Raw genomic sequence first — 25,066 nt, 5'->3', positions numbered from 1 at the left:
TTGTATTAATGTTGGCGCGTTCCGTTTTGTAACTTTTAGTGACAATTTGTGTCGATGCTATTTCTCTGATTTAACCCTAGTCAGAGAGGGGAACTTTTTGCCATTTTTCAGGTGATGAGGGCTGGATAAGATAAACAGCCTTTTAGCGTATTGGCATGAATAAACAGTATTTTAATAAAAAAAGATTATAAAAATTCATGAATAGAATGAGGATCCCATGTTATTAAATAAGGTAAAGCTAAGACTTAACCCGGCTATCCGCGCAGCGGTATATATACCGCTTTTACTTACCAGTGTTTCTGTTTTTGCCGCATCGGAAGATCAAACCATGGTTGTTACTGCATCGTCGGTAGAGCAGAGTTTGAAGGATGCACCGGCCAGTATTAGCGTTATCACTCGTGAAGATTTAGATAAAAAACCGGTGCAAAACCTGAAAGATATCCTGCAGGAAGTTCCGGGCGTTCAGCTGACCAATGAGGGTGATAACCGGCGTGGAGTCAGCATCCGGGGGCTAGACAGCAGCTATACCCTGATTTTGGTGGATGGTAAACGGGTTAACTCACGCAATGCGGTATTTCGCCATAATGACTATGACCTGAGCTGGGTTCCGGCTAACGCTATTGAGCGTATTGAAGTTGTACGTGGCCCGATGTCATCCCTGTACGGGTCTGATGCACTGGGCGGTGTGGTTAATATTATTACTAAAAAGACCAAAAAAACGTGGTCCACCAACCTGAGCGTAGACGCGACTATTCAGGAACATCGGGATACCGGTGATAGCTACAACACTAGCCTATATACCAGCGGCCCACTGATTGATGATTTGCTGGGCGTTAAACTGTTTGGCAATTTTGCTCAACGCGATAAAGACCAGCCAAAGCCTTCAAGCGTTAATGCCTCGGGATTTCAGGGCGGAATCGAAGGTTATAAAAGCCGGGATGGTAACGTCGAGTTTTCCGTTACGCCAACAGATAATCAGGAAGTTTTACTCAACTATGGCTTTGACCGTCAGGACAGAAATTCTGATTCGTTAAGTCAAACCCGTCTGGAGCGCCAAAACTATGGGATTTCCCATCATGGTAATTGGGAAATCGCTAACTCCGAGCTGCGTTTTTACGGTGAGAAATTAGATAACTTCAGCACTAATCAGATTACCTCTAAAAATAATACCGTCGATGGCAAATTTGTTCTGCCGGTGAATGCGATTAACCAAATCGTGACCTTTGGCGGAGAGCTACGTAAAGATGAGCTTTCCGATCCGGAAAACTTGAAGAACAGCGGTTCTACTTCGGTTAAACAGCATGCGGTATTCTTGGAAGATGAGTGGCGTATTCTCGATAGTCTGGCGTTGACTGCCGGTACCCGCATGGATAATCACGAAAATTACGGTACTCACTGGAGCCCACGGGCCTATATCGTTTTTAACGCCACGGATAGCGTGACGCTAAAAAGCGGATGGGCCAAAGCGTTTAAAGCGCCTTCATTGCTCCAACTGAGCCCGGACTGGCAGTCGCCATCTTGCCGGGGAGCCTGCGTTGTTTCTGGTAATCCTGACCTTAAGCCAGAGACCAGTGAGAACTACGAGTTTGGTGTTTATTACTCCGGCCATGAAGGCGTGCTGGAGGGGCTGAATACCAGCGTGACGGTATTTGAGAATAACATTGAAGACATGATTGGCATTAACCGTACTGGCACTCGGTCACTGGCTCCGTCATACCCGAACTTTATTGGATTCGACCCGCGTACCGGCGCGCCTGTTTTTGGTTATTACAACGTAAATAAAGCCCGTATTCGCGGGGTGGAGACCGAAATATCGATGCCGATTGGTGAACTGTGGAAAGCAACGCTGAACTACACCTATAACGATGCCCGCGATTTAAGCAACGGTGGCGATAAGCCGCTGAAGGAGCGTCCGTTCCATACGGCGAATGGCACCGTAGACTGGAACCCGCTGGATGACTGGTCGTTCTACGTTTCGGCCAACTATACCGGCAAGCAACGCGCGATTGCGGCGACTAGCGCCACACCGGGCGGTTATATGGTCTGGAATACCGGCGGAGCCTATCAGGCGACCAAAAAGCTTAAGCTGCGGGCCGGGGTACTTAACCTAGTTGATAAGCAGTTAGACCGCGATGTTTATAGCTACAATGAGGAAGGCCGTCGTTATTTCATTGCTGCTGATTATACGTTTTAAACTATCAGCGGGCAGATAATTGATAGAAACAATAAAGGCGATGAGTTTATCATCGCCTTTATTGTTCTGGCTATTTCACGAAACGAACAACTTATTTTACCGACATTCCCGGCTGAGCGCCGCTGTCCGGCGTCAGTAAGAAGATATCGCTACCGCCGGGGCCTGCGGCCATCACCATGCCCTGTGAAATGCCGAAGCGCATTTTTCGTGGAGCGAGGTTGGCAACCATCACGGTCAGGCGGCCTTCAAGCGCTTTAGGATCGGGATAAGCAGACTTAATGCCGGAGAACACCTGCCGGGTTTCACCGCCAAGGTCTAGCGTCAATTTAAGCAGCTTGTCCGAGCCTTCAACTTCTTCCGCCCGCTGGATTAACGCGACGCGCAAATCGACCTTAGCAAAATCGTCAAAGGTAATAGTATCAGCAATCGGTTCGTCAGCCAGTGCACCAACCGCCACGGTTTTTGGCGCCTGAGCCGCTTCTAGATCGGCTTTAGAGTCTTCAACCATTTCGGCTACTTTATCAGCCTCAATACGGTTAAACAGCGCTTTAAAACCGTTTACCTTATGGTTCAGCAATGGCCGTTGAATGCCATCCCAGTGAAGTTCCTGATTTAAAAATGCTTCAGCACGTTCTGACAGCGACGGCAGAACAGGTTTTAAGAAGGTCATTAAAACGCGGAACATATTGATCCCCATCGAACAGATGGACTGTAGATCTTCATCCCGGCCTTCTTCTTTCGCCACTACCCACGGAGCTTGCTCATCAACATAGCGGTTCGCTATGTCGGCCAGCGCCATAATTTCGCGAATAGCTTTACTAAACTCGCGCTGCTCGTAGCATTCTGAAATGGTTTTGGCCGCATCAGTAAAGGTTTGGTACAGCTTAGGATCTGCCAGTTTAGCCGACAGTTGGCCGTCAAAACGCTTAGTAATAAAGCCCGCATTGCGGGAGGCGAGGTTGACGACTTTGTTAACGATATCGGCGTTAACGCGTTGAACAAAGTCTTCCAGATTGAGGTCGATATCATCAATGCGCGATGATAACTTCGCCGCATAGTAATAACGCAAACAGTCAGGGTCTAAGTGCTTCAGGTAGGTACTGGCCTGAATAAAGGTGCCGCGAGATTTAGACATCTTCGCGCCGTTAACCGTGACATAGCCATGAACAAACAGGTTGGTCGGTTTACGGAACTGGCTACCCTCTAATACTGCGGGCCAGAACAGGCTGTGAAAGTAAACGATATCTTTACCGATAAAATGGTACAGCTCGGCAGTGGAGCCTTCTTTCCAATATTCATCAAAACTCAGGTCGTCGCGCTTATTGCACAGGTTCTTAAACGAGCCCATATAGCCAATTGGCGCATCCAGCCAGACATAGAAGAACTTGCCCGGCGAATTCGGGATCTCAAAGCCAAAGTAAGGAGCGTCACGCGTGATATCCCATTGCTGAAGCCCGGACTCAAACCACTCCTGCATTTTGTTGGCGACCTGCTCTTGTAGCGCACCGGAGCGGGTCCATGCCTGTAGCATGGTTTGGAACGACGGAAGATCGAAGAAAAAGTGCTCTGTATCGCGCATTTCGGGCGTCGCACCGGACACCACCGAGCGCGGATCGATAAGCTCCGTCGGGCTGTAAGTTGCGCCACAGACTTCACAGTTATCGCCGTACTGGTCCGGAGCCTTACATTTCGGGCAGGTGCCTTTAACGAAACGGTCAGGTAAGAACATTGATTTCTCAGGGTCAAATAGCTGAGAAATAGTTCGTGTTTTAATGAATCCGTTAGCTTTTAATCGACCATAAATCAGTTCGGATAGCTCACGGTTCTCGTCGCTGTGCGTTGAGTGATAGTTGTCATAACTGATGGAAAACCCCGCGAAGTCTTTTTGGTGTTCACGGCTCATATCGTCAATCATGCTCTCCGGCATCACGCCAAGCTGTTGAGCTTTAAGCATGATAGGGGTGCCGTGGGCATCATCCGCACAGATAAAGTTAACCTGGTGTCCACGCATTCGTTGAAAGCGAACCCAAATATCTGCCTGAATGTGCTCGAGAATATGACCGAGATGAATTGAACCGTTTGCGTATGGTAGCGCACAGGTCACCAACATTTTTTTCGCGACTTGCGTCATAGTTAGAGTCTTATCTTTTTTGAGTGATTAACTTATGGGAACTGCAGATGTTAACCGATTGGGTCTGACTCGGCTAGGGTGTATTCGGGGTTGATGCAATAAATTTGAGTTACTCTGCCGCGGATATTGCGGTGATACTTTTTTGGTTTTTGAAGCAAAAGGTCCACTATAACGAGATTGGCGATGCAAAAAAGCCGCTTACGCGTTTTTATCACCCATCTGTTATGCTAGAAGGCGATATGTTGTCATTAACAATCATCAATAAAATCACTGATAATATTAAGGAGTAGGGATGAGCCAGCAATCCCAAGGGCCAACGGCGCCAGAGGCGTTAAACCATCGGGTGACAGAATTACTTGCCACTTTCGCCCACCCCACGTTAAACAAAGATTTGGGCCAGCTTCGGGCGCTTCATCATTGCACCATCTTAGACGACGTTTTGCATATTGAACTACACATGCCCTTTGTGTGGAAATCCGGTTTTGAAACGCTAAAAGCTGAAAAAACGGCAGCGTTGATCGAGGCTACCGGCGTTAAGTCGGTCGAGTGGCGTTTACACCATAATATCGCCACCTTAAAAAGGGCTAACGATCAGGCCGCAGTGAAAGGCGTCAAAAATATTATCGCCGTTAGCTCTGGTAAAGGCGGGGTGGGTAAGTCGAGCACTGCGGTTAATCTGGCGTTAGCGCTGTCGGTTGAAGGTGCCAAAGTGGGTATTTTGGATGCGGATATCTACGGGCCTTCCATTCCGACAATGTTAGGTACCGTTAATGAACGCCCGACCTCTCCGGACGGTGAACATATGGCACCGATTATGGCTTATGGTTTAGCAACTAACTCGATTGGCTACCTAGTGGAAGACGGCAACGCGATGGTATGGCGTGGCCCGATGGCCAGTAAGGCGCTGCTGCAGCTGCTTCAGGACACCCTTTGGCCTGATTTGGATTATCTTGTCATTGATATGCCGCCGGGAACCGGTGATATTCAGCTAACGCTGTCACAAAATATACCGGTTACCGGTGCTGTTATTGTGACCACGCCGCAGGACGTGGCGTTAGTCGATGCGATGAAAGGGCTAATCATGTTTGAAAAAGTTCACGTGCCGGTATTAGGCGTGATTGAAAACATGAGCATGCATGTCTGTAGCAACTGCGGGCATCAGGAACCTATTTTTGGTTCCGGCGGGGCGGTTAAACTGATTGAGAAACACGGCAGTCAGCTGTTGGGCCAGCTTCCATTACATATCAGTATCCGTGAAGACTTAGATCGTGGTGAGCCTACGGTTGCCTCTAACCCTCAGAGTGACTTTAGTGAGATGTATCGTCAGTTAGCCGGGCGTGTAGCGGCTGAAATGTACTGGCAAGGCAACGCGATTCCATCAGAAATTAATATCAGAACGTTATTGTAAATAGCGTTGAAATTCGGATGATCAATCATTTGGGTTTCCCTCCGTACGCCAGCGTTTTAGTCTGGCGTACGCCTTCTTAAAATCATATACTTAGCCTTAGTTTTTCGCTGCCGTGCGTTTTATCCGAGATATTTTTTGATAATCATCATATCGGATAAAAAACTTATGATTTCTGTAGATATACTATAAGTGGGAGAGGTGAACTCTCTTGGCTGACGTTAGTTTTTGTATTTATTAATAATTGGTCTGGCTTAACTTAGTCGCCCAATGATTTAGAATCCTAAGCCATAAGCTGTTATAACCAGATCAATACAGGAGACGTACCGGATGAGATTATGCGATCGGGATATTGAAGCTTACCTTGATAGCGGTAAGCTGGCGATTACTCCCCGCCCACCAATTGAACGGATTAGTGGGGCTACGGTTGATGTCCGATTGGGTAACCAGTTCCGCGTTTTTCTGGGTCATGCGGCACCTTATATAGACCTGAGCGGGCCAAAAGAAGAGGTCTCTGCCGCGCTAGATCGGGTGATGAGTGATGAAATTATTTTGACCGGAGATGAGGCATTTTTCCTACATCCCGGAGAGCTAGCGCTAGCCGTTACGCTTGAGTCGGTGTCTATTCCTGATGATTTAATTGGCTGGCTCGATGGTCGTTCATCCCTGGCCCGGCTTGGTTTAATGGTGCACGTTACCGCTCATCGCATCGACCCGGGCTGGCAGGGTAAAATTGTTTTGGAATTTTATAACTCGGGCAAACTTCCGCTGGCGTTACGCCCGGGAATGTTGATTGGAGCACTGAGCTTTGAACCACTGAGCGGCCCCGCAGCTCGGCCTTATCATCGCCGTGAAGATGCTAAATATAAAGGCCAACAGGGTGCTGATGCCAGCCGCATTGATAAAGATTGAAAAAATGAACGGATTAGGCTTGTTATCCATTGAGGACGTTATGTCATGAGACGATTTTTAACCGCATTAGCGATTCTTCTGGTTGTTGTTATTGCCGGAATGAGTGCGCTAGTTTTATTGGTTAATCCGAATGATTTTCGTGGTTATATGGTGAAAAAAGTTGAGGATAAAACCGGTTATCAACTGAAGATTGACGGCGATCTGCGCTGGCATGCATGGCCTCAGTTGAGTATTTTAGCTGGCCAAGTAACGCTAACTGCGCCGGGAGCGAAAACGCCGATTCTTGGCGCTGAAAATATGCGGTTAGACGTTGAATTACTGCCTTTGCTCTCACACCAACTTTCGGTAAAAAACGTCGTGCTTAAAGGCGGTGTGATTCAACTGATTCCTGATAGTCGGCCCCAGCGTTCCGATAATGCCCCCATAGCCCCAGATGAAAGCGATAGTCAGAGTAAATCACCGGTTCATGCCTCTGCTTCAGCCTGGTCGCTGGAGCTTGATAAAATAGAAGTCGCTGATAGCTTGCTGGTGTGGCAACGTGGTGATAACGATGTTATTAACGTTCGAGATATTAACTTAACCCTCTCCCGTACCGACTCTCGCCGGGCAGATATAACGGCTAAAGCTTGGATTAGCCGGGATCAGCGAGAGCTGAAATTTTCTCTTGATGGCGCTTTAGATCTGAATAAATTTCCTCATGAGATCAATCTCGATATTAGCGATATTGACTATCAACTCAGCGGTGCCGGTGTTCCCGTTGACGGGATCAAAGGGAATAGCGCATTTAAGCTGGCCTATTTGAGCTCACCGCAAAGCGTGCATTTATCGCCGTTTACCGCCACATTTAATGACAACCAGATTACGGCCGATATTTCTGCATCGCTAGGCGATGTCCCTCAGTATGACGTGAAGATCCAGTCAGATAGCATTAATCTTGACCAGCTCTTTTTGGTCTCTGATGCCAATACTCAATCTACTGGTAAAACCGAGCGGGAGTTGCCTTCACCCGTCGTGTCATCGGCAAACGGCCTTTCTGAGTCGCCCGATCTGACTTTCTTAAAACAGTTCGATGGTTCGCTGTCCGTTAATGTTGATACCCTGACCTACAAAGGTATCGCTGTGCGCCAAGTGGTACTAGAGGCGAATAACCAACAGGGCATGGCAACGATAGAGAATTTACAGGCTAAGCTGGCGGGCGGCGCAGTTAACGTAACGGGTACCGTTGATAGTCGTGGGAAAACGCCTCAGGTAACGATCAAGCCCCGGATACAAAATATTGCTTTAGGCGAAGTAATAACAGCGATGAAATATCCGGAAACGTTAACCGGCCAACTATCGATGCAGGGCACCTTTAGCAGCAGCGGCCATGATATTTTAGACCTTCAGCGGGGCTGGCAGGGTAACGCTCATATCAGCGTTATCGAGGCTCGTCTGCGTGGGCTTAATATTCAACAGATTATCCAGCAGGCGGTGGCGCGCAGTAATAATGATGTGCAGGGTAAAGAGCATTACGATCGTTATACTGAAGTGAAAGAGCTGGTGGTTGATACGGTATTTAGCCAAGGGCAAATAAAGGTTACTCGTCTGAACGGTGAGTCTGAGCTGTTAACCGTTGCCGGCACGGGGTCACTAGATTTACCGGGTAAATCCTGTGATATGAATTTGAACATCCGGGTGACCCAAGGCTGGAGCGGAAAATCCGATGTGATTAAGATGTTGCAAAATACCACCATCCCTCTGCGTATTTACGGCCCGTGGAGTAAGCTGAACTACCAGCTGAACGTAGAGCAAATTCTGCGCGACCAGATCAAAGATAAAATGGGTCAGGCTATCGATAAGTGGATTAATAAGAATCAGGACAAGAAAGAGTCGAAGGATGCTAAGAAGCTGTTAGATAAGCTGCTTTGATAGGCTGAGGTTCGAGATTAATCGATAAAGATAAAAGAGGAGCCAAATGGCTCCTCTTTTTACTCGTTTTATTGGATAGAACTGATTAAAGCTATTCTTCTTCCGGCTCGGGTTTAATCAGCGAGGTAATACGCACTTTTAATAACCGGTGGCTGTATACTTCCAGCGGTTCATAGAGCCAGTTACCAATTTTAAGCTGTTCACCGACTTCAGGAATACGCTGTGAATGCTCCATTAATAGCCCGGCCAGCGTGTGATATTCCCGCTTTTCTTCGATATCTATTGGAACATAGAGCACTAAATCGTCCAGCGGCATATAGCCGTTAGCAATCCAGCTCCCGTCCTCTTCGTGAATAATATCGTGTCGGGCATCAATATTTTCGCCATCGACCGGCAGATTACCCGCGATAGTTTCCATTACGTCAGTCAGCGTTACGATACCTTCGACGGAACCAAATTCGTCGACCACAAAGGCAAAATGGGTTTTAGCCCGGCGGAACTGCTCCAGCGCCATGAGCAATGAAACGGTCTCTGGAAATATTAGCGGCTGTTTGACCAGTGAGCGGATATCCAGCCCGGTTTGTTCTAACTGCTGTTTTAACAGGTCGTTGACGTGAAGTACGCCCAAAGGTTCATCTACGGAACCATCTTCCGAGACCACTAAACGCGTGTGCTGGTTTTTATGCAGAATGAGGCGAATATCTTCGTCAGTATCGCTTAAGTCAAGATTTTCAATATCGTGACGAGAGGTCATGATACTGCCGACTGAACGCTGGGCTAAACCTAATACGCGTTCAATCATGTGACGCTCCTGTTGGTTAAACAGTTCGTCTCCTCGTTTATCTGCAATAAGGTTAGCGCTGTGGTCGTCTAGCTCGGCCTCTTCGTGTTTACCGCTTAACATGCGCAGAACGGCTTCCGCGGTGCGTTGGCGAAGTGGGGAGTTAGATGACAAAAACTTACGGCGATTAGATATCGACAGTTGGTTAAACGCCTCAATCAGAATTGAGAAACCAATTGCGGCATACAGATAACCTTTAGGAATGTGGAAGCCAAGGCCGTCGGCCACGAGGCTAAAGCCGATCATCAGTAAGAAGCTAAGGCATAAAATGACGATGGTCGGGTGAGCGTTTACAAATCGCGTTAGCGGCTTACTGGCTAACAGCATTAAACCCATCGCAATACAGACGGCAATCATCATGACGGCAAGGTGATCGACCATACCGACGGCGGTAATGACTGAGTCAAGGGAGAATACGGCATCCAAGACGACAATTTGAGCAACTACCGGCCAGAATTTTGCACCTTTATGCTGGGTCTGCTGATCGTTATCCTTTCCTTCTAGCTGCTCATTTAATTCCATGGTGGCTTTAAATAGCAAGAACACCCCTCCGGCGAGCATGATAAGTTCACGACCGCTAAAGGTATGCTCAAAAATACTGAAGAGTGGGGCAGTTAGAGTGGAAAGCCATGAGATACTGGCTAACAGAACCAAGCGCATTAACAATGCTAAGGTTAAGCCTACTACGCGAGCCCGATCGCGCTGAGCTCTGGGAAGTTTATCGGCCAAAATGGCAATAAAAATAAGGTTATCTATTCCCAGAACGATTTCGAGCACAACCAGCGTTGCCAGGCCGGCCCAAATTGTTGGATCTGCGATCCATTCCATAAGTCAGGTGGTTACCTTCAGGTTAAACAGCACGTGCTGCTCTATAATTGTATGGTGTAAATGCGGTCACGACAATAATTTGTATCTGCCTTCCGCATTGCAGAGGCCAAATTGCTGGCTAATCTGGTGTAAAACAACCTTTTAGCCAGTAACCTGTTGAATAAAACGGCTTACCAAGAGTGGCTACCGTCAGGTTAATATTAATTGTTTGTATTTTAATGGGTTATTTAAGGGGGTGTCAGCATTGTTATATTGCAAAAATGACCTGATGCCGCTATTTATCATCAACAATAGCGATTTCTGCAATCATAATTTCTGTCATACCAATTGTGACCCTCGTGCGTTATCATATTTGTTATAAATTAGTTGTTCACTTGCGCATTTCTATCGGGTGAATGTTATGTCTCAGCTAGGAGTCTCTATGTCTAAACAGCAAATCGGTGTCGTTGGTATGGCGGTTATGGGCCGTAATTTGGCACTGAATATTGAAAGCCGCGGTTATAGCGTTTCTATTTTTAACCGTTCCAGCGATAAAACCGATGAGGTGATTGCAGAGAATCCGGGTAAGAAGTTGGTTCCTTGCCACAGCGTTGAAGAGTTTGTTAGTTCGTTAGAAAAACCACGTCGTATCCTGTTAATGGTTAAAGCCGGTGAAGCAACGGACAAAACCATTGACTCGCTCAAACCTTATCTGGAAAAGGGCGATATTTTAATTGATGGCGGTAACACCTATTTCAAAGACACTATCCGCCGTAATAAAGAGCTGTCGGCCTTAGGCCTTAACTTCATTGGAACCGGCGTTTCCGGCGGTGAAGAAGGCGCGTTAAAAGGTCCTTCAATCATGCCGGGCGGGCAGAAAGAAGCCTATGAACTGGTGGCTCCAATTTTGGAAAAAATTGCCGCCAGAGTCGGAGATGAGCCATGCATTACCTATATCGGTTCTGACGGTGCGGGCCATTACGTTAAAATGGTGCACAACGGTATCGAATACGGTGATATGCAGCTGATTGCAGAAGCCTATGCATTGCTTAAATCAGTTGGTTTATCTAACCCTGAACTGGCTGAAACCTTTACCGAATGGAACAAAGGTGAACTCGATAGCTACCTGATCGAAATTACCGCTGATATTTTCCGCAAGAAAGATGAAAACGGTCATTACTTAGTTGACGTAATTCTGGACGAAGCGGCGCAAAAAGGTACCGGTAAATGGACCAGCCAAAGCTCTTTAGATCTTGGCGTACCGCTATCGTTGATTACTGAATCAGTGTTTGCCCGTTATTTATCGGCGCTGAAGACCGAACGCGTTGCCGCTTCTAAAGTACTTTCTGGTCCTAAAACTCAGGCTTTCAGCGGTGATAAAGCCGAATTTATTGAAAAAGTTCGTCGCGCTCTTTATCTGGGCAAAATTGTTTCCTATGCACAAGGTTTTGCTCAGCTTAAGTCAGCGTCAGATGAGTATAACTGGGATCTAAACTACGGCGAGATTGCTAAAATCTTCCGTGCGGGCTGTATTATCCGCGCTCAGTTCCTGCAAAAAATTACCGACGCTTATGCTGAGAATGACAGTATTGCCAACTTGCTGCTGGCCAGCTACTTCAAGAAAACGGCCGATGAATATCAGCAGTCTCTGCGTGACGTAGTTTCTTATGCGGTACAGCACGGTATTCCTACACCGACCCTGTCTGCGGCTATTGCTTATTACGATAGCTATCGTGCCGCCGTATTACCGGCTAATTTGATTCAGGCCCAGCGTGATTACTTTGGTGCTCATACCTATAAGCGCACTGATAAAGACGGCGTATTCCATACTGAATGGATGGAATGATAGACTTCACGTAATATAAAAAAATCCGGGAATTCCCGGATTTTTTGTCAGTAACGAACGAAAGGAATAAGCGTAATGGCTATTTTAGTTACCGGCGGCGTGGGCTACATTGGCTCTCATACCGTCCTGTCTCTGCTTAAGCGTGGAGATGAAGTTATCATATTAGATAATTTGTCTAACTCATCGCCGGTTGCGCTGGAACGGGTTGAATTGCTGGCGGGTAAGAAAGCGATCTTTTATCCGGGCGATATTCTTAATCGCAACGATTTACAACAAATTTTTGCTAAGCATGACATTGATAGCGTGATTCATTTTGCCGGGCTGAAGTCGGTCGGGGAATCGGTGGCTAAGCCATTAGATTACTATCAGAATAACGTCACCGGTTCGTTAGTGCTGCTGGAAGAGATGCGCAATGCTGGCGTTAAAAATATTATTTTTAGCTCTTCTGCTACGGTTTATGGTTTGCCTGAAGCGATACCTATTACTGAGAATGCACCGGTGGGCGGCACGACTCATCCTTACGGTACGTCGAAGCTAATGGTTGAGCAGATCCTGCAAGACTTCGTTCGGGCTGAACCTGATTTTACTGCCATTACGCTACGCTATTTTAATCCGGTTGGAGCCCACGAATCGGGGCTTATTGGTGAAGATCCTAACGGTATTCCTAATAATTTATTGCCTTATATTTCTCAGGTTGCGGTCGGGAAACTGGCCGAGCTATCGGTGTTTGGCGGCGACTATCCGACCAAAGACGGTACCGGCGTGCGGGACTATATTCACGTCATGGATTTAGCTGAGGGGCATCTGAATGCGCTCGATGTATTGTCCAGCCACCGTGGTTTTAACGCCTATAATTTAGGTACCGGAATTGGGTACTCTGTTCTGGAGATGATAAAAGCTTTTGAGCGGGTTTCAGCAACCTCAATTCCTTATCGGGTGGTGTCCCGCAGGGCTGGTGACATTGCCGAGTATTGGTCAGATCCTTCTTTAGCGAAGGAAAAGCTAGGCTGGCAGGCAACGCGTGATTTAACCGCAATGATGAACGATACCTGGAACTGGCAGCGTAATAACGTTAACGGTTACGCCGCTAAATAATATCGTAGAAAGCTATCATTTCAGTGGCAGTTAAGGCGCTAGTTACGTACTATCACGTATAGCTTTTTTGATTAAATCAGCCAAGATTTCTTATTTCTTAAGTAAGGGTATTATGATGGAAAACGTGAACAAACCTTCATTTCAAAACGTACTGGAATATGTCCGTTTGTCCCGCCGTAAAAATAAACTGAAGCGTGATATTGTGGATAACGAAAAGAAAATTCGTGATAACCAAAAACGAGTTCTGTTGCTGGAAAACTTAAGCGACTATATCAAGCAGGGTATGAGCATTGAAGACGTTCAGGCCATCATCGCAAACATGAAAAGCGATTATGAAGAGCGCGTTGATGAGTACATTATCAAGAACGCTGAACTGTCAAAAGAGCGTCGTGATATCTCTCAAAGCATGAAGGCTAAAGCTGACGTTAAGTAACGGCATAATTGATTGGTATTTGAAAGGCCTCGTTTATACGAGGCTTTTTTTATGATATTCAATAAGTATCGGATAACGAATGTAACAATGCCGTGGGTTTAACGCCACGGCATTGTCATCAGTCAGATGAAATTCGCTGTCTTAGTTATTGCGAATATACTCATCCATATCACTCTTCAGGTTATCTGATTTGGTTCCAAAGATGGCCTGAATGCCTGAGCCCGCAACCACAACGCCGGCGGCTCCTAGCTTCTTCAATTGATCCTGATCGACCCGGGCAATGTCAGCAACGCCAACGCGTAAGCGGGTGATACAGGCATCAAGATTGGTAATATTTTCTTTTCCGCCAAATGCGGCAACCAGATCGGCAGCCATATTAGTGCTGGTGCCTTTGACTGCATCTTTAGGCGTATCGTCTTCACGGCCCGGCGTTTTCAGATTAAGTTTGATAATCGCTACCCGGAATATGGTGTAGTACAACGCGGCGTAAATTGGGCCGACAATAAAGAACATCCAGCCGTTAGTTGATAAGTGATAGAACAGCGTGAAGTCAATTGCGCCGTGGGAGAAGGTCATTCCATGCTTCATACCCAACAGTATAGCGACCACATAGGCTGAACCTGCCAATAAGGCGTGGATAGCGTACAGCACTGGCGCTACAAACATGAAGGCGAATTCAATTGGCTCAGTAATACCGGTTAAAAATGATGTCAGCGCTGCTGATATCATAATACCGCCAATTTTAGCGCGATTTTGCGGCTTAGCCGTGTGCCACATGGCAACCGCTGCTGCTGGTAATCCCCACATTTTAAATAAGTAACCGCCAGCCATATTACCTGCCGTCGGATCGCCTTGCAGATAACGTTGGATTTCGCCGGTAATCCAACGGCCATTTTCTGCTTTACAGATGGATTCACTAATAATGGTAGAGACAACTTTATTATCAATAATGCAAGCCTGACCTGCTTCATAGAAGAACGGAACGTTCCAAATATGATGCAGACCAAAAGGAATTAACGAACGTTCAACGACGCCGTAGATACCAAATGCCAGCGCCGGGTTTTGATAGGCAGCCCACTGTGAGAATGCAGAGATTGCTTTTCCAATCGGAGGCCAGATAAACGAAAGCGCTACGCCTAAGGCAATACAGACAAAGCCGGTGATGATAGGAACAAAGCGTTTTCCGGCAAAGAAGCCCAAATAATCTGGAAGCTGGATGCGGTAGAAACGATTAAACAGATAGCCAGCTAGTCCACCAACTAAGATACCGCCAAGCACGCCGGTATCTATTTTATCAACGCCCAATACTCCAGCCATAACGCCCAGAGTTGCCATCATAATGCCATAACCAACGATGGACGCTAAACCTGCGACACCATCGTTGTTAGTGAAACCTAACGCAACGCCAACGGCAAATAATAAAGGCATCTGATCGAATATAGAACTACCGGATTTTTCCATAACGTCAGATAAGATTGTTGGTAGCCAACTAAAATGGGCTGCACCAACGCCGAGTAATATACCTGCAATAGGTAAGACGGATACAGGCAACATTAAGGCCTTACCGACTTTTTGCAGATTAGCAAAGAGATTATTAAACATGGAAAAAAGCTCCAGAGCACGTGTGTTTTGATGAAATCTGTGTATTTAAAATTCGCCTAGAATACGTTTGTAATTCAGTTAGGTTTATTTATTTTACAGCCTAAAATAAATAGATATTACATTGGGTGATTATGATCACAATTTGCTAATTATATTTAAATTACAACTATCGATTGCGTTCACTTGATGAGTGTAGTCGACTAAATTAAATTCACCAAAATAGTAAAGGATACATGGTGCTACAGAGGCTGCCTGCGGGGTGATTAAAGTAGGAATTGATAAAATAATTCACTGTGTTTAAAAACAGTATTGACAAGTGAAAATAAAGGGTTAAATTGGACTATAACGCAGATGGAATCAGCCTCTCAGGTGATTTGTAATGCGTCTGTGTTATAGTAAGTTATCGCGATAAAGGCCCCGTAGTTAACCAATGTTAATTGGACAAAATCACGATAGGGGACAGTTAATAGCATCGTGATGGAAGTCGGGCTACGTAGTTGAGAGTATCATCGCGAAACGGGAACGAAAAATAGCGTGATAAAGGCCTTGAAGTTGTAGTAAATGTTCGCGATTAGTGGGGTTTGTAACGTTAATCTAGAATATCGCGACGAATGTAAGGTCATGCAGTTAAAGCATATCGCGCGTAGGTGGTGTACTAAATTAGTGAGTCAGCCAATCGACAAACTAAAATAATTGTTTAGACGTGTAGAAATTATGTGTTTAAGTCAATCAATCGGAGGAATTGTCCGCTACAAATACTTAATTTTTCTCTTAATGAACGCGTACATCTAGTAAATAGTATCAGTTATCAATTATTGAAGTAATTAATGTTAAATTCAAAGTATGTAGTAACCTAAAAGCCCTGGCGCAACGTCAGGGCTTTTTTGTTTAAACAAGATTCTGCTGACCTGCTCGTATTGCTAACGTGGCGCTTTTCCAATTCTTTGAGCAATTACTCGGTGTTAAAGCTGTAGAAAACACATTAGGAGTAAATACCGTCTGCAAATAAATTGAGCAATCGGCTATAGTTGATATGCTGACCTTTCTTATTCCCGTTATCACTATCAAGTCTCAGATCCAGTCGCGATAGCTACACCTACTGTAATCATCCCGTAAAACAGACTCATTCACATTTAGAGATATTCCAGCATACTGGCCGTGCCAATGAAGGAGATCGCTATGTGAAATGCATGGTTCACCGAACACCCGCTCGTTACTGTACTGAAGTCTTTTAAAGCCGAACGTATTGTAAAAATGTCTGATCTGAGACCGGTATATCCGAAGCCTCGTCCTACTGCGGGCCATCAGGGTGCTGGATCGTATTACAACCAGCCGTATCCATTCGGTGAAATTTGAATTTATCAAATCAGGTAAGCCGATGCAGAATGCATTTATCGAGAGATTTAACCAGATTTACCGGACAGAAATACTGGATATCTGTTCATAATGCTGAATAAAGTTCGGGAAATAACAGAAAAGTGGCTAGCCGAATATAACAGATGAATGTTTCATAGTTGCGAAATAATCTGATGCCAGAAGGATGCCGGTCGATGAAGCATTAGGTTAGGAGCTCGAAGAGTACATGGAACTAATACGGAGTGCCTCTGCAGCTTACTTCTGGCGCCATAAGTTGATGAAATTTAGTTTTATAATGAAATATAATTTTCTAAGATAATTTGATATTAAATAAAGAGTTGTTTTTGGTTGTGATACCTAATTCTAATTAGGTGAATATGTTATTTTTTTGTTCTTTATCGTGTGTTTTTTATTTATTTTCTTCTTCATAAGACTAATTTAATTGTCATTATTCCAATAATGACTAGTTATTTAAATTTTGGGGTGTGACTCCTTGCAGAGCTATTGCGGCTAATTATTAAGTAGTATTGCTGTATTTTTATGTAGTTAATTGATTTTTATCATTACACATTTGTGGTTTTTATCTGGATTTGTCGGTTTTATGCACTATTCATATTGTATATTTATGCATTATTATTGATTAATTATTTTTATCCAAATTGTGCTTTCTATCAATTAGTTTGATAGTGATCTTCAATTATTTCTTTCTGGATAATTAAAATAATCAATAATTACAACGTATTGTGTCTATTGTTAACTCAATGTTTAAGATCGAGATTATTATCTTGTTAGTTTGTTTTTTTATATTTTTAATAGTATATTCCCGCCTGTAATTAAGCAGTTGGAATATTAAACGCAGCACCATTAACTTCTTATACAATCATTATATGATGATATAACCAAGTATAGGTATGTGTGAGAAGTTTTTCTGGACCTCGACACTGAATAATGTGTCAGGCAGAGGTGGATTGGTTGTTTATATCTAGTAAGCAGGGAATAACAGAAGCAAATGTTACTACCGCCGCTATATATCGTTCTTACTAATATGTAAGAACATCTTTAAATTTATGTGAAAGTGCTGAGTTATTTGCAGTATATACAAATTCAGGACCGAATTTTTATATTATAGGAATAGTAAAGAGAATCAGTATGAAAAAGAATATTATCGCTTCAGTAGTATTAGCTTGTGCAGTATTCAGTGGTTCAGCCATGGCGGCTCAGGATGGTAAAGTCAATTTTACAGGAACTATTCTGGAGTCAGCCTGTACAGTGCAAAGCGCTAGCCAAAACCTGAACGTGAATTTAGGTAAGGTTGCTAAGGGTGTATTTGCCGCAGCCGGTAATACCTCAACGCCTATGCCGTTCAGCTTAAAGTTGGACAGTTGCCCCGCTACAGTAAGCGCTTCGGGCGTTTCTGTTCGTTTTGAGGGGACTACCGCTGCAGGTACTAATAATATTTTGAACATAACCGCCGGCGGAGCAGTTGGTGTTGGCGTACAGATGAAAGATAGCTTGGGCAATATCGTCGTATTAGGTTCTGATACTATTGCAAAACCTTTGACTGTCGGTAGTAACAGCTTAGATTTTACTGCCTATTACATTTCTACTTCAGCGACAGTGACGGCCGGTGCCGCTAACGCAATGGCTAACTTCACCCTTATTTACCCTTAAGATTCCCTCGCGTAATTTTAATAAATTAAGAATTAGCCTGATAACAATGTCAGGCTAAAACATTGTTGTAAATAAATTGTAATAAATAAAGAGGAATGACATCGCGTCATACATAAAGGAAATGGATATGAAAAAGAATATTATTGCTTCAGCATTGTTAGCTTGTGCAGTATTAAGTGGTTCAGCCGTTGCGGCTGGCGATGGTAGTGTGAATTTTGCAGGAGCTATTCTGGAATCAGCCTGTACTGTGCAAAGCACTAGCCAGAATCTGAACGTGAATTTGGGTAAGATTGCTAAGGGTGTATTTGCCGCAGCCGGTAATACCTCAACGCCTATGCCGTTCAGCTTAAAATTGGACAATTGCCCCGCTGCAGTAAGTGCTTCAGGCGTATCTGTTCGTTTTGAGGGGACTACCGCTGCAGGTACTAATAATATTTTGAGCATAGCCGCCGGCGGAGCAGTTGGTGTTGGCGTACAGATGAAAGATAGCTTGGGCAATATCGTTGTATTAGGCTCTGATACTATTGCAAAACCTTTGGTTGTCGGTAGTAACAGCTTAGATTTTACCGCCTATTATATTTCTACTTCAGCGACAGTGACGGCAGGTGCAGCCAACTCAATGGCTAACTTTACCCTAGTTTATCCTTAATCTTACTTTGTGTAATTTTAAATAAATAGAAATCTAGCCTGATAATTGCTTCAGGCTTTTTGTAGTTCTATGTAGAGAAGAATGAGTTGGCACAGAATCTAATACATAGGCTCCATTGACTACCAGAAGTAATACATTGGATTCTTCTTCCCACTATTTCGCAGTTAGTAGTTGACGTGGCGGTAGGTGAGACCAATTTGGTTGCTAATTTAGTTGCTGTTTATCTTTAATATTTTGTGAAGCGTTTTAATGAATCAGTTGTAGCTCATTTGACTCTCAACTATTCTCAAGGTTAATAACTCAATTTTAATTGATAAGTTAACGAAGTTAAATCTGGAGGTAATGTTACATTCCTGATTTACCTTTTATTACGATGATTTCTAAGGGGTAACACAATGAAAATGGGCCTAAAAACATTAACTGCTGCACTATTAATTTTCATGAGCACATTAGCGCAGGCGGGCGTCACTGTGGGTGGTACTCGTCTGGTTTATAATGGGGAAGCGAAAGAGTCTACGATTAACGTCACCAATCCTGACAATATCCCTTATTTGATACAGTCATGGGTTGATAATCAGGATGGTGTTACCAGTAAACCCCCTTTTGTGGTCACTCCGCCTTTATTTCGATTAAACGGTGGCGGGCAGGAAAACGTCATTCGCGTAATTCGTACGGGTGGTAATTTACCTGAAGATAAAGAATCTCTTTTTTGGCTAAACATCAAATCAATTCCTTCTGCTGAGAAAACGGATAACTCGCTGCAAATTGCAGTAAAAACGCGGATTAAATTGTTGTATCGCCCTAAAGGTGTAACCGGAACTCTGGAAGAGGCAGCCGGTAAGTTAACATGGCAGCGCCGAGGTAACTCAATTAGCGTCACTAATCCTACCCCTTATTACATCACCTTTTTTTCCGTTAAGTTAAATGGCGTTACGTTACCTGAAGTTTCTATGGTGGCGCCTAATTCTACGGCCAGTTTTAAGACAAAAGCGAATGTAAGCAGCGGTGCATTAAATTGGACGATTATTAATGACTTCGGCGGCGTCACTAAACCATATGCTGGCAATTTATAAGTTAACGACTATGACTGTTTTATCAGTGAAACGCGGATTTTCATTGTTTTTTTTCGATAGGAGCAATTTAAAATGATTGGAGGCGTACGCTATCCTTATCGTCCTCGTGGCGCTAAACTCACGCTAATTGCACTTTACCTTAATTTATTATTGGGAAGTATTAGCCAAGGGTACGCAAAAGATTATTTTAATCCGGCACTATTATCACTCGATAAGCAGGCTCTGTCGGATACGGATCTGACGGTATTTGAGCAGGATGGTCCACAGGCTCCGGGTAAATATCGCGTTGACCTTTTTCTTAATAGTGAGCAAATTGACTCACTAGATATTGATTTTGAAGTGCAAAAAAATGCTGAAGGGCAAGATGCACTGTTGCCCTGTCTGAGTGTTGACCTACTTAAGATTTTAGGCGTTAAGTCAAGAGCGCTATCGTCATATGTTGGGGATGAACAGTGCGTCAATTTATCCCAAACTCTTCCTATGGCTTCGGCATATTTCGACTTTAGTCAACAGCGTCTGAATCTAACTATTCCTCAAGCGGCGCTAGACCTTCGTGCCCGTGGTTACGTTGCGCCTGATAAATTGGATCAGGGCATTAATGCGCTGTTGCTCAATTATAGTTTTAGCGGTGCTTCCAACCAGAGCAAAGATAATAATGGGCAGAATAGTAATGATTATTATTTGAACCTACGTTCAGGCGCGAATCTTGGTGCTTGGCGCTTGCGTAATTATTCAACCTGGAGCCGGAATGGGGCCGGTGAAGATCGTTGGGATTCGATTAATACTTATGTTCAGCGGGATATTATTGCCCTGAACAGCAAGTTAGTTATGGGCGATAGCACTTCTCCAAGCGATATTTTTGATAGCGTACCTTTCCGTGGAGCCATGATGGCCTCAGACGATGGCATGCTGCCGGACAGCATGCAGGGGTACTCTCCTATCGTAAAGGGTATTGCCAATACCAATGCTCAGGTGATTATTACTCAGAACGGCTACCAGATTTATCAAGACTATGTTCCTCCCGGCGCATTTGAAATTACCGACCTCTACCCAACGGCGGGCAGCGGTGACTTAAACGTCACGATTAAAGAGGCTGATGGTACTGAGCAGAACTTTTTAGTTCCTTACGCTGCCGTTCCTGTTTTACAACGAGAAGGGCGGTTTAAATACAGTCTGGTCGGTGGGGAATATAGACCTTCTGGTTCTGACATCGATAAAAAACCTTTTGTTCAGGCCGCAATGGCTTATGGCTTGCCGTGGGCGATGACTGGCTATGGTGGTGTACAGGCTTCAGGTAATGTATATCAATCCGTTATGTTCGGTCTGGGCAAGAACATGAGTTATATCGGTGCGGTGTCTGTGGATGTGGAGCAGGCTAAAGCCACCGTCGATAATCTACCCGATCGGGAACAAGAAGGGCAGTCTTGGCGCGTTCGTTATAGTAAAAACTTCATTGAAACGGGCACTAACCTAGCAATAGCCAGCTACCGTTATTCTACTGAAGGCTTCTATTCATTGACGGACACATTAAATAGCTATACCAATGGCCGTTATATTGGTGACAGCCGCAATGACCATAGAAAGAGTCGGCAGGAGATGTCGGTAAGTCAGGACATTGGCGAAAGTCTGGGTAGTTTTTCCATCAGCTACATCGATGAAGATTACTGGAATGAAAATAGTAATCAATCGGCCAGCCTTGGCTATAGCAATAACTGGTCCGGCATTAGCTACGGACTAAATTACTCTTACAATAAAAATAGTGTTGATAGCGACGGTGACCGAACTCATCTCACGGACCATATATTCTCACTGAATATCAGCGTGCCGTTAGATGCGTGGCTATCCAATAGCTATGCCAACTACAGTTTAAACACCAGCCGTAATGGCAAGACCAGCAATAATGTTGGCGTCAGCGGTAGTCTGTTAAAAAATAATAACCTTACCTATAACGTCAACCAAGGCTATACCAGTCAGGGCGAGGGCAACAGCGGTAACGCGGGCCTAGATTACCGGGGTGGATATGGTCGGGCTAACGTTGGATATAGCTATGATAGCAATATCAACCGAGTCAATTATGGCCTAGAAGGCGGCATGATGTTACATGCCAATGGTTTAACATTATCTCAATCCATGGGTGAGACGGTCGCACTGGTGAAAGCGCCGGGCGCCGATAATATTGGCGTAACCAACGGCGTTGGCGTTCGCACCGACTGGCGGGGATATGCCGTGGTTCCTTACGTCACCGCATATCGTAAAAACGTGGTATCACTGGATACAACCTCCTTCTCTGATGACGTAGATATGACCCTGACCAGCCAAATGGTTACGCCTACTCGCGGTGCGGTTGTTCGCGCTGAATACAACCCTAGCGTTGGTCTTCGGGGGTTACTGACCTTACGCCAAAGCAACGGCGAGTTTGTTCCTTTTGGTGCAATCGTCAGTGCGAATAAAACCAGTGATAATGCGAACATTGTAGGAGAAGAAGGCCAGGTTTATTTGAGCGGAATGGATACGAGTGGAAAGCTAAACGTGAAGTGGGGAGATGACTCATCCCAGCAGTGCGCGGTTAACTACAGTATACCGGATACGCCGTCGGAAACGGGCATACACATCCTGAATGCATCGTGTCAGTAGGGGGGAAGCCACCCGTTGCGCTGTGCTGAACATTACTTATCAGTGAAATGAAAATATTAATTCTGATGAGATCGAGGTTTTTATGAAAAACAAGTTATATCGCTTAAGTCTGTTGATCGTGCTGATGTCACTCGGTCTCGCTGCATGGGCTGATACCGTTAATATTAATATCACGGGGCGGTTCAATGCGATGCCCTGCGTTGTCGATGTCAGCACACAAGAAGTGAGTTTTGGAAAAATAAAGAAACAGGATCTGAGCGTGGCCGGATCTTATTCTTCAACCATAAGGGATTTCAGTATCAGTTTATCGAACTGCCCTCCTAGTACCACCGTAGCCACCGCAACGTTTATAGGTGGGGCTTATGCAGACGATAGCAGCGCATTTGCGAATAACGGCACAGCGCAAAACGTAGGGATAAAAGTCATTCCTGCTGGGTCTAACTGGAGTGATACTTCAGTTCAAAACCTGTCTACCATGAGTAAAGCCATTTCACCCGATCTACATACCGCCTCGTTTGATTTTTCTGCTCGACTGTATAGTGCGACTGGCAACGTAACGAGTGGAACGATAGACGGTGTGATGATGGTGACCTTTAGCTACGATTAAACGGCTGTATTAGTTGAAGTGGCAGTCGTCTTAATTGGTATGTCTTTTATGTTTCTCTGTTAGTAAACGTTTGTATATCGTTGCGCAACTGACCCGTACGGGAAATTAGTGTGAAGACGGCTGAAGAGAAATATAGCCACTCTCTTTGACTGAAGCGGATAAGAATAGGGCATGTGCAAAGCGGGAAGTACATTCCTGAGTTAAGGATAGTCAGTTATGAGTAAGAATAAATTGTTAATAAATAGGCTCGGTGCGTTATTGGGTTTATTAATCAGTTCGTTATTGATGTCTAATGCATCATTTGCCGGATGTTCGTTTGAGAACGGATATGGCACGATTGTTGGTTATACAACGTTACCTAGTTCGCTGAGTATAAAACGAAATGTAGCACCAGGAACCGTGCTGTATAGCTCAGGTAATTGGGTAAATGCCGGAACAACCCGACTTTGGTGTGATCGTGGGAACAATAACTTTTATTATGGATACAGTAATCCAATGACGCCAGCGCCTGGATTTACCGATGTCTATAAAACATCAAATCCATCGGTAGGCATTAAGTTCTATTATGCTAATACACCAAATGCAGATGCTTGGGGTGTGACGGTTAAGTATCCGCAAGTGAACAATGACTTTTATGTCTCTTATAACAATGGCGAACCTTATATTCCTTCATTAGTGTATAAATATGAACTCATCGCCATTGATGCGCTTCAATCAGGCTCCATCTCCTTTTCTGGCGATATGCTGTCATCGACATATGCGCCAGGGAGAGTTGTCGGAAGATTACAAGTAAACGGGACGACATATGTCAATGCGCTCAACCTCACCTGTTTCACCACCACGCCAAACGTTAATATAAATTTAGGTACGGCAAACCCGGCAGAAGTGGGGGCCGTAGGGCCAAAAAATAATCTTGAAAACTTTAATATTATATTTGACTGTAGTCGGAACGAAGGGGCGAAAATTACGGCTATGCTGGAAGGCAGAAAGAGCAGTGCCGCAGCGACTAACGATATTCTGGCCTTAACGGGAGAAGGTACACCCGGCGTTGCTGATGGCGTAGGGGTGCAAATTCTTTATAATTCGGTACCCATGGTATTAAATCAACCGATCGATCTGATGGATGCCGCATCCACGACGGAAAGCGTGGCGCTTCAGGGGCGGTATTATCAAACAAAAGTGCCTATATATCCGGGAACGGCCAACAGTACCGCTGTACTTAACCTGACATATCAATAAAAAGAACAGGGCTTAACTTTAATTAGGCCCTGTTCGTCACTTCGAGTGATTCTATCCTATTAACGGAGATCGCTAACTCACTAATAAAGTGGCCGACTAATATTGTTTAAATCATATACTCCACTTTTTGATGCGGCTGTATACCTTACTTAATCATCAATAATCTTACCCACTACAGACTCTGAATGGGCCTATTTTACTTTTCAGCATTATTATATTAAAAAGTCGAAAAAAGCTCAGAAAGTGCGTCACAGTAGGGGCATGATTGTGCCCCAGTGGGTACAGAAATTAGATTACCATGTGCTATAATCGGATGATTGATATACGGGATTTCTGCGCGGGCCGTTGAAATAAGGCTCTGCTTATTTGATTGAAACGATCGAGAGTAGCGCATAATAACGCCGAGCTGGAACTTACATTATTATGAGCATTGTAGGGTGGGGTACTAAGTAATGAGTAATGGTACTTTGTTAATAAATAGGTTTTGTACACTATTGAGTTTGTTTATTGGTTTGTTATTGATTTCTAATGTGTCGTTTGCCGGATGCGCGTTTAATTCTGGGTATGGCACAATTTATGCGACACCGATGTTACCCAGTGTGATAAGTGTTAAACGGAATACATCGGTAGGGACTGTTGTATATAACTCTGGTGGATGGGTAA

16 protein-coding genes and 1 pseudogene are annotated in these 25,066 nt (G+C 44.6%); 14 read left to right on the top strand and 3 right to left on the bottom strand.

Features of this window, described 5'->3' with window-relative positions; translation table 11 throughout:
• Positions 1 to 217 precede the first annotated feature (217 nt).
• Positions 218 to 2,194 carry a catecholate siderophore receptor CirA gene (cirA, locus tag GVI43_RS01530; RefSeq protein WP_159564697.1) on the top strand — a complete coding sequence of 659 codons (1,977 nt, stop codon included), beginning with the start codon at positions 218 to 220 and terminating at the stop codon, positions 2,192 to 2,194.
• Between the two features lie 91 nt (positions 2,195 to 2,285).
• On the opposite strand, the gene metG is transcribed toward cirA, so the two are convergent.
• Complete coding sequence (gene metG / locus GVI43_RS01525) at positions 2,286 to 4,325, bottom strand: methionine--tRNA ligase (RefSeq protein WP_159564695.1); 2,040 nt, start codon at positions 4,323 to 4,325, stop codon at positions 2,286 to 2,288.
• Positions 4,326 to 4,617: 292 nt separating this feature from the next.
• On the opposite strand from metG, the gene apbC reads away from it, so the two are divergent.
• From apbC to asmA, 3 genes are all read left to right on the top strand, one after another.
• Positions 4,618 to 5,733: an iron-sulfur cluster carrier protein ApbC gene (gene apbC, locus GVI43_RS01520; protein ID WP_159564693.1), complete on the top strand. Its 1,116-nt coding sequence runs from the start codon at positions 4,618 to 4,620 to the stop codon at positions 5,731 to 5,733.
• A gap of 327 nt (positions 5,734 to 6,060) precedes the next feature.
• Positions 6,061 to 6,642, top strand: coding sequence for a dCTP deaminase (gene dcd, locus GVI43_RS01515; RefSeq protein ID WP_159564692.1), 582 nt, complete (start codon positions 6,061 to 6,063; stop codon positions 6,640 to 6,642).
• 45 nt (positions 6,643 to 6,687) lie between these two features.
• Positions 6,688 to 8,550, top strand: a complete 1,863-nt coding sequence (gene asmA / locus GVI43_RS01510; protein WP_159564690.1) for an outer membrane assembly protein AsmA — start codon at positions 6,688 to 6,690, stop codon at positions 8,548 to 8,550.
• 91 nt (positions 8,551 to 8,641) lie between these two features.
• On the opposite strand, the gene GVI43_RS01505 is transcribed toward asmA, so the two are convergent.
• Entirely contained in the window at positions 8,642 to 10,219 is a 1,578-nt protein-coding gene (locus GVI43_RS01505) for a TerC family protein (RefSeq protein WP_159564688.1), read from the bottom strand.
• A 421-nt stretch (positions 10,220 to 10,640) separates the two neighbouring features.
• Here GVI43_RS01505 and gndA point away from each other — a divergent pair, with 421 nt between their 5' ends.
• The 3 genes from gndA to tmaR all read left to right on the top strand — a co-directional run bounded on the left by gndA (position 10,641) and on the right by tmaR (position 13,572).
• Positions 10,641 to 12,044, top strand: a complete 1,404-nt coding sequence (gene gndA, locus GVI43_RS01500; RefSeq protein ID WP_159564686.1) for an NADP-dependent phosphogluconate dehydrogenase — start codon at positions 10,641 to 10,643, stop codon at positions 12,042 to 12,044.
• A gap of 75 nt (positions 12,045 to 12,119) precedes the next feature.
• Positions 12,120 to 13,139, top strand: coding sequence for a UDP-glucose 4-epimerase GalE (gene galE, locus GVI43_RS01495; RefSeq protein ID WP_159564684.1), 1,020 nt, complete (start codon positions 12,120 to 12,122; stop codon positions 13,137 to 13,139).
• Between the two features lie 115 nt (positions 13,140 to 13,254).
• Positions 13,255 to 13,572, top strand: coding sequence for a PTS system regulator TmaR (gene tmaR / locus GVI43_RS01490; RefSeq protein WP_029094100.1), 318 nt, complete (start codon positions 13,255 to 13,257; stop codon positions 13,570 to 13,572).
• A gap of 141 nt (positions 13,573 to 13,713) precedes the next feature.
• Here tmaR and ptsG read toward each other — a convergent pair whose 3' ends face one another.
• Positions 13,714 to 15,174 carry a PTS glucose transporter subunit IIBC gene (ptsG, locus tag GVI43_RS01485; protein ID WP_159564682.1) on the bottom strand — a complete coding sequence of 487 codons (1,461 nt, stop codon included), beginning with the start codon at positions 15,172 to 15,174 and terminating at the stop codon, positions 13,714 to 13,716.
• Positions 15,175 to 16,513: 1,339 nt separating this feature from the next.
• Here ptsG and GVI43_RS01480 point away from each other — a divergent pair.
• The 7 genes and pseudogenes from GVI43_RS01480 to GVI43_RS01450 form a co-directional block, all read left to right on the top strand.
• Positions 16,514 to 16,671, top strand: a pseudogene (locus GVI43_RS01480) (integrase core domain-containing protein); the annotation flags it as partial.
• A 1,008-nt stretch (positions 16,672 to 17,679) separates the two neighbouring features.
• A complete protein-coding gene (locus tag GVI43_RS01475) occupies positions 17,680 to 18,201 on the top strand; it encodes a fimbrial protein (protein WP_159564680.1) in 522 nt (173 codons plus the stop codon).
• Between the two features lie 127 nt (positions 18,202 to 18,328).
• The gene (locus GVI43_RS01470; protein WP_159564678.1) at positions 18,329 to 18,850 is read left to right on the top strand and encodes a fimbrial protein; all 522 of its coding nucleotides are present in this window, start codon (positions 18,329 to 18,331) and stop codon (positions 18,848 to 18,850) included.
• A gap of 395 nt (positions 18,851 to 19,245) precedes the next feature.
• A complete protein-coding gene (locus GVI43_RS01465) occupies positions 19,246 to 19,923 on the top strand; it encodes a fimbrial biogenesis chaperone (RefSeq protein WP_159564676.1) in 678 nt (225 codons plus the stop codon).
• A 72-nt stretch (positions 19,924 to 19,995) separates the two neighbouring features.
• Positions 19,996 to 22,557: a fimbria/pilus outer membrane usher protein gene (locus tag GVI43_RS01460; RefSeq protein WP_159564674.1), complete on the top strand. Its 2,562-nt coding sequence runs from the start codon at positions 19,996 to 19,998 to the stop codon at positions 22,555 to 22,557.
• An 82-nt stretch (positions 22,558 to 22,639) separates the two neighbouring features.
• The gene (locus GVI43_RS01455; protein ID WP_159564672.1) at positions 22,640 to 23,164 is read left to right on the top strand and encodes a fimbrial protein; all 525 of its coding nucleotides are present in this window, start codon (positions 22,640 to 22,642) and stop codon (positions 23,162 to 23,164) included.
• Positions 23,165 to 23,380: 216 nt separating this feature from the next.
• The gene (locus GVI43_RS01450; protein WP_159564670.1) at positions 23,381 to 24,403 is read left to right on the top strand and encodes a fimbrial protein; all 1,023 of its coding nucleotides are present in this window, start codon (positions 23,381 to 23,383) and stop codon (positions 24,401 to 24,403) included.
• Positions 24,404 to 25,066: the final 663 nt, after the last annotated feature.

It is taken from the genome of Budvicia diplopodorum, assembly GCF_009800925.1.
GTDB classification, from domain to species: Bacteria; Pseudomonadota; Gammaproteobacteria; order Enterobacterales; family Enterobacteriaceae; genus Budvicia; species Budvicia diplopodorum.
Note: the sequence above shows the minus strand (reverse complement) of the source record. Positions and strands in the feature narration are given on the sequence as shown.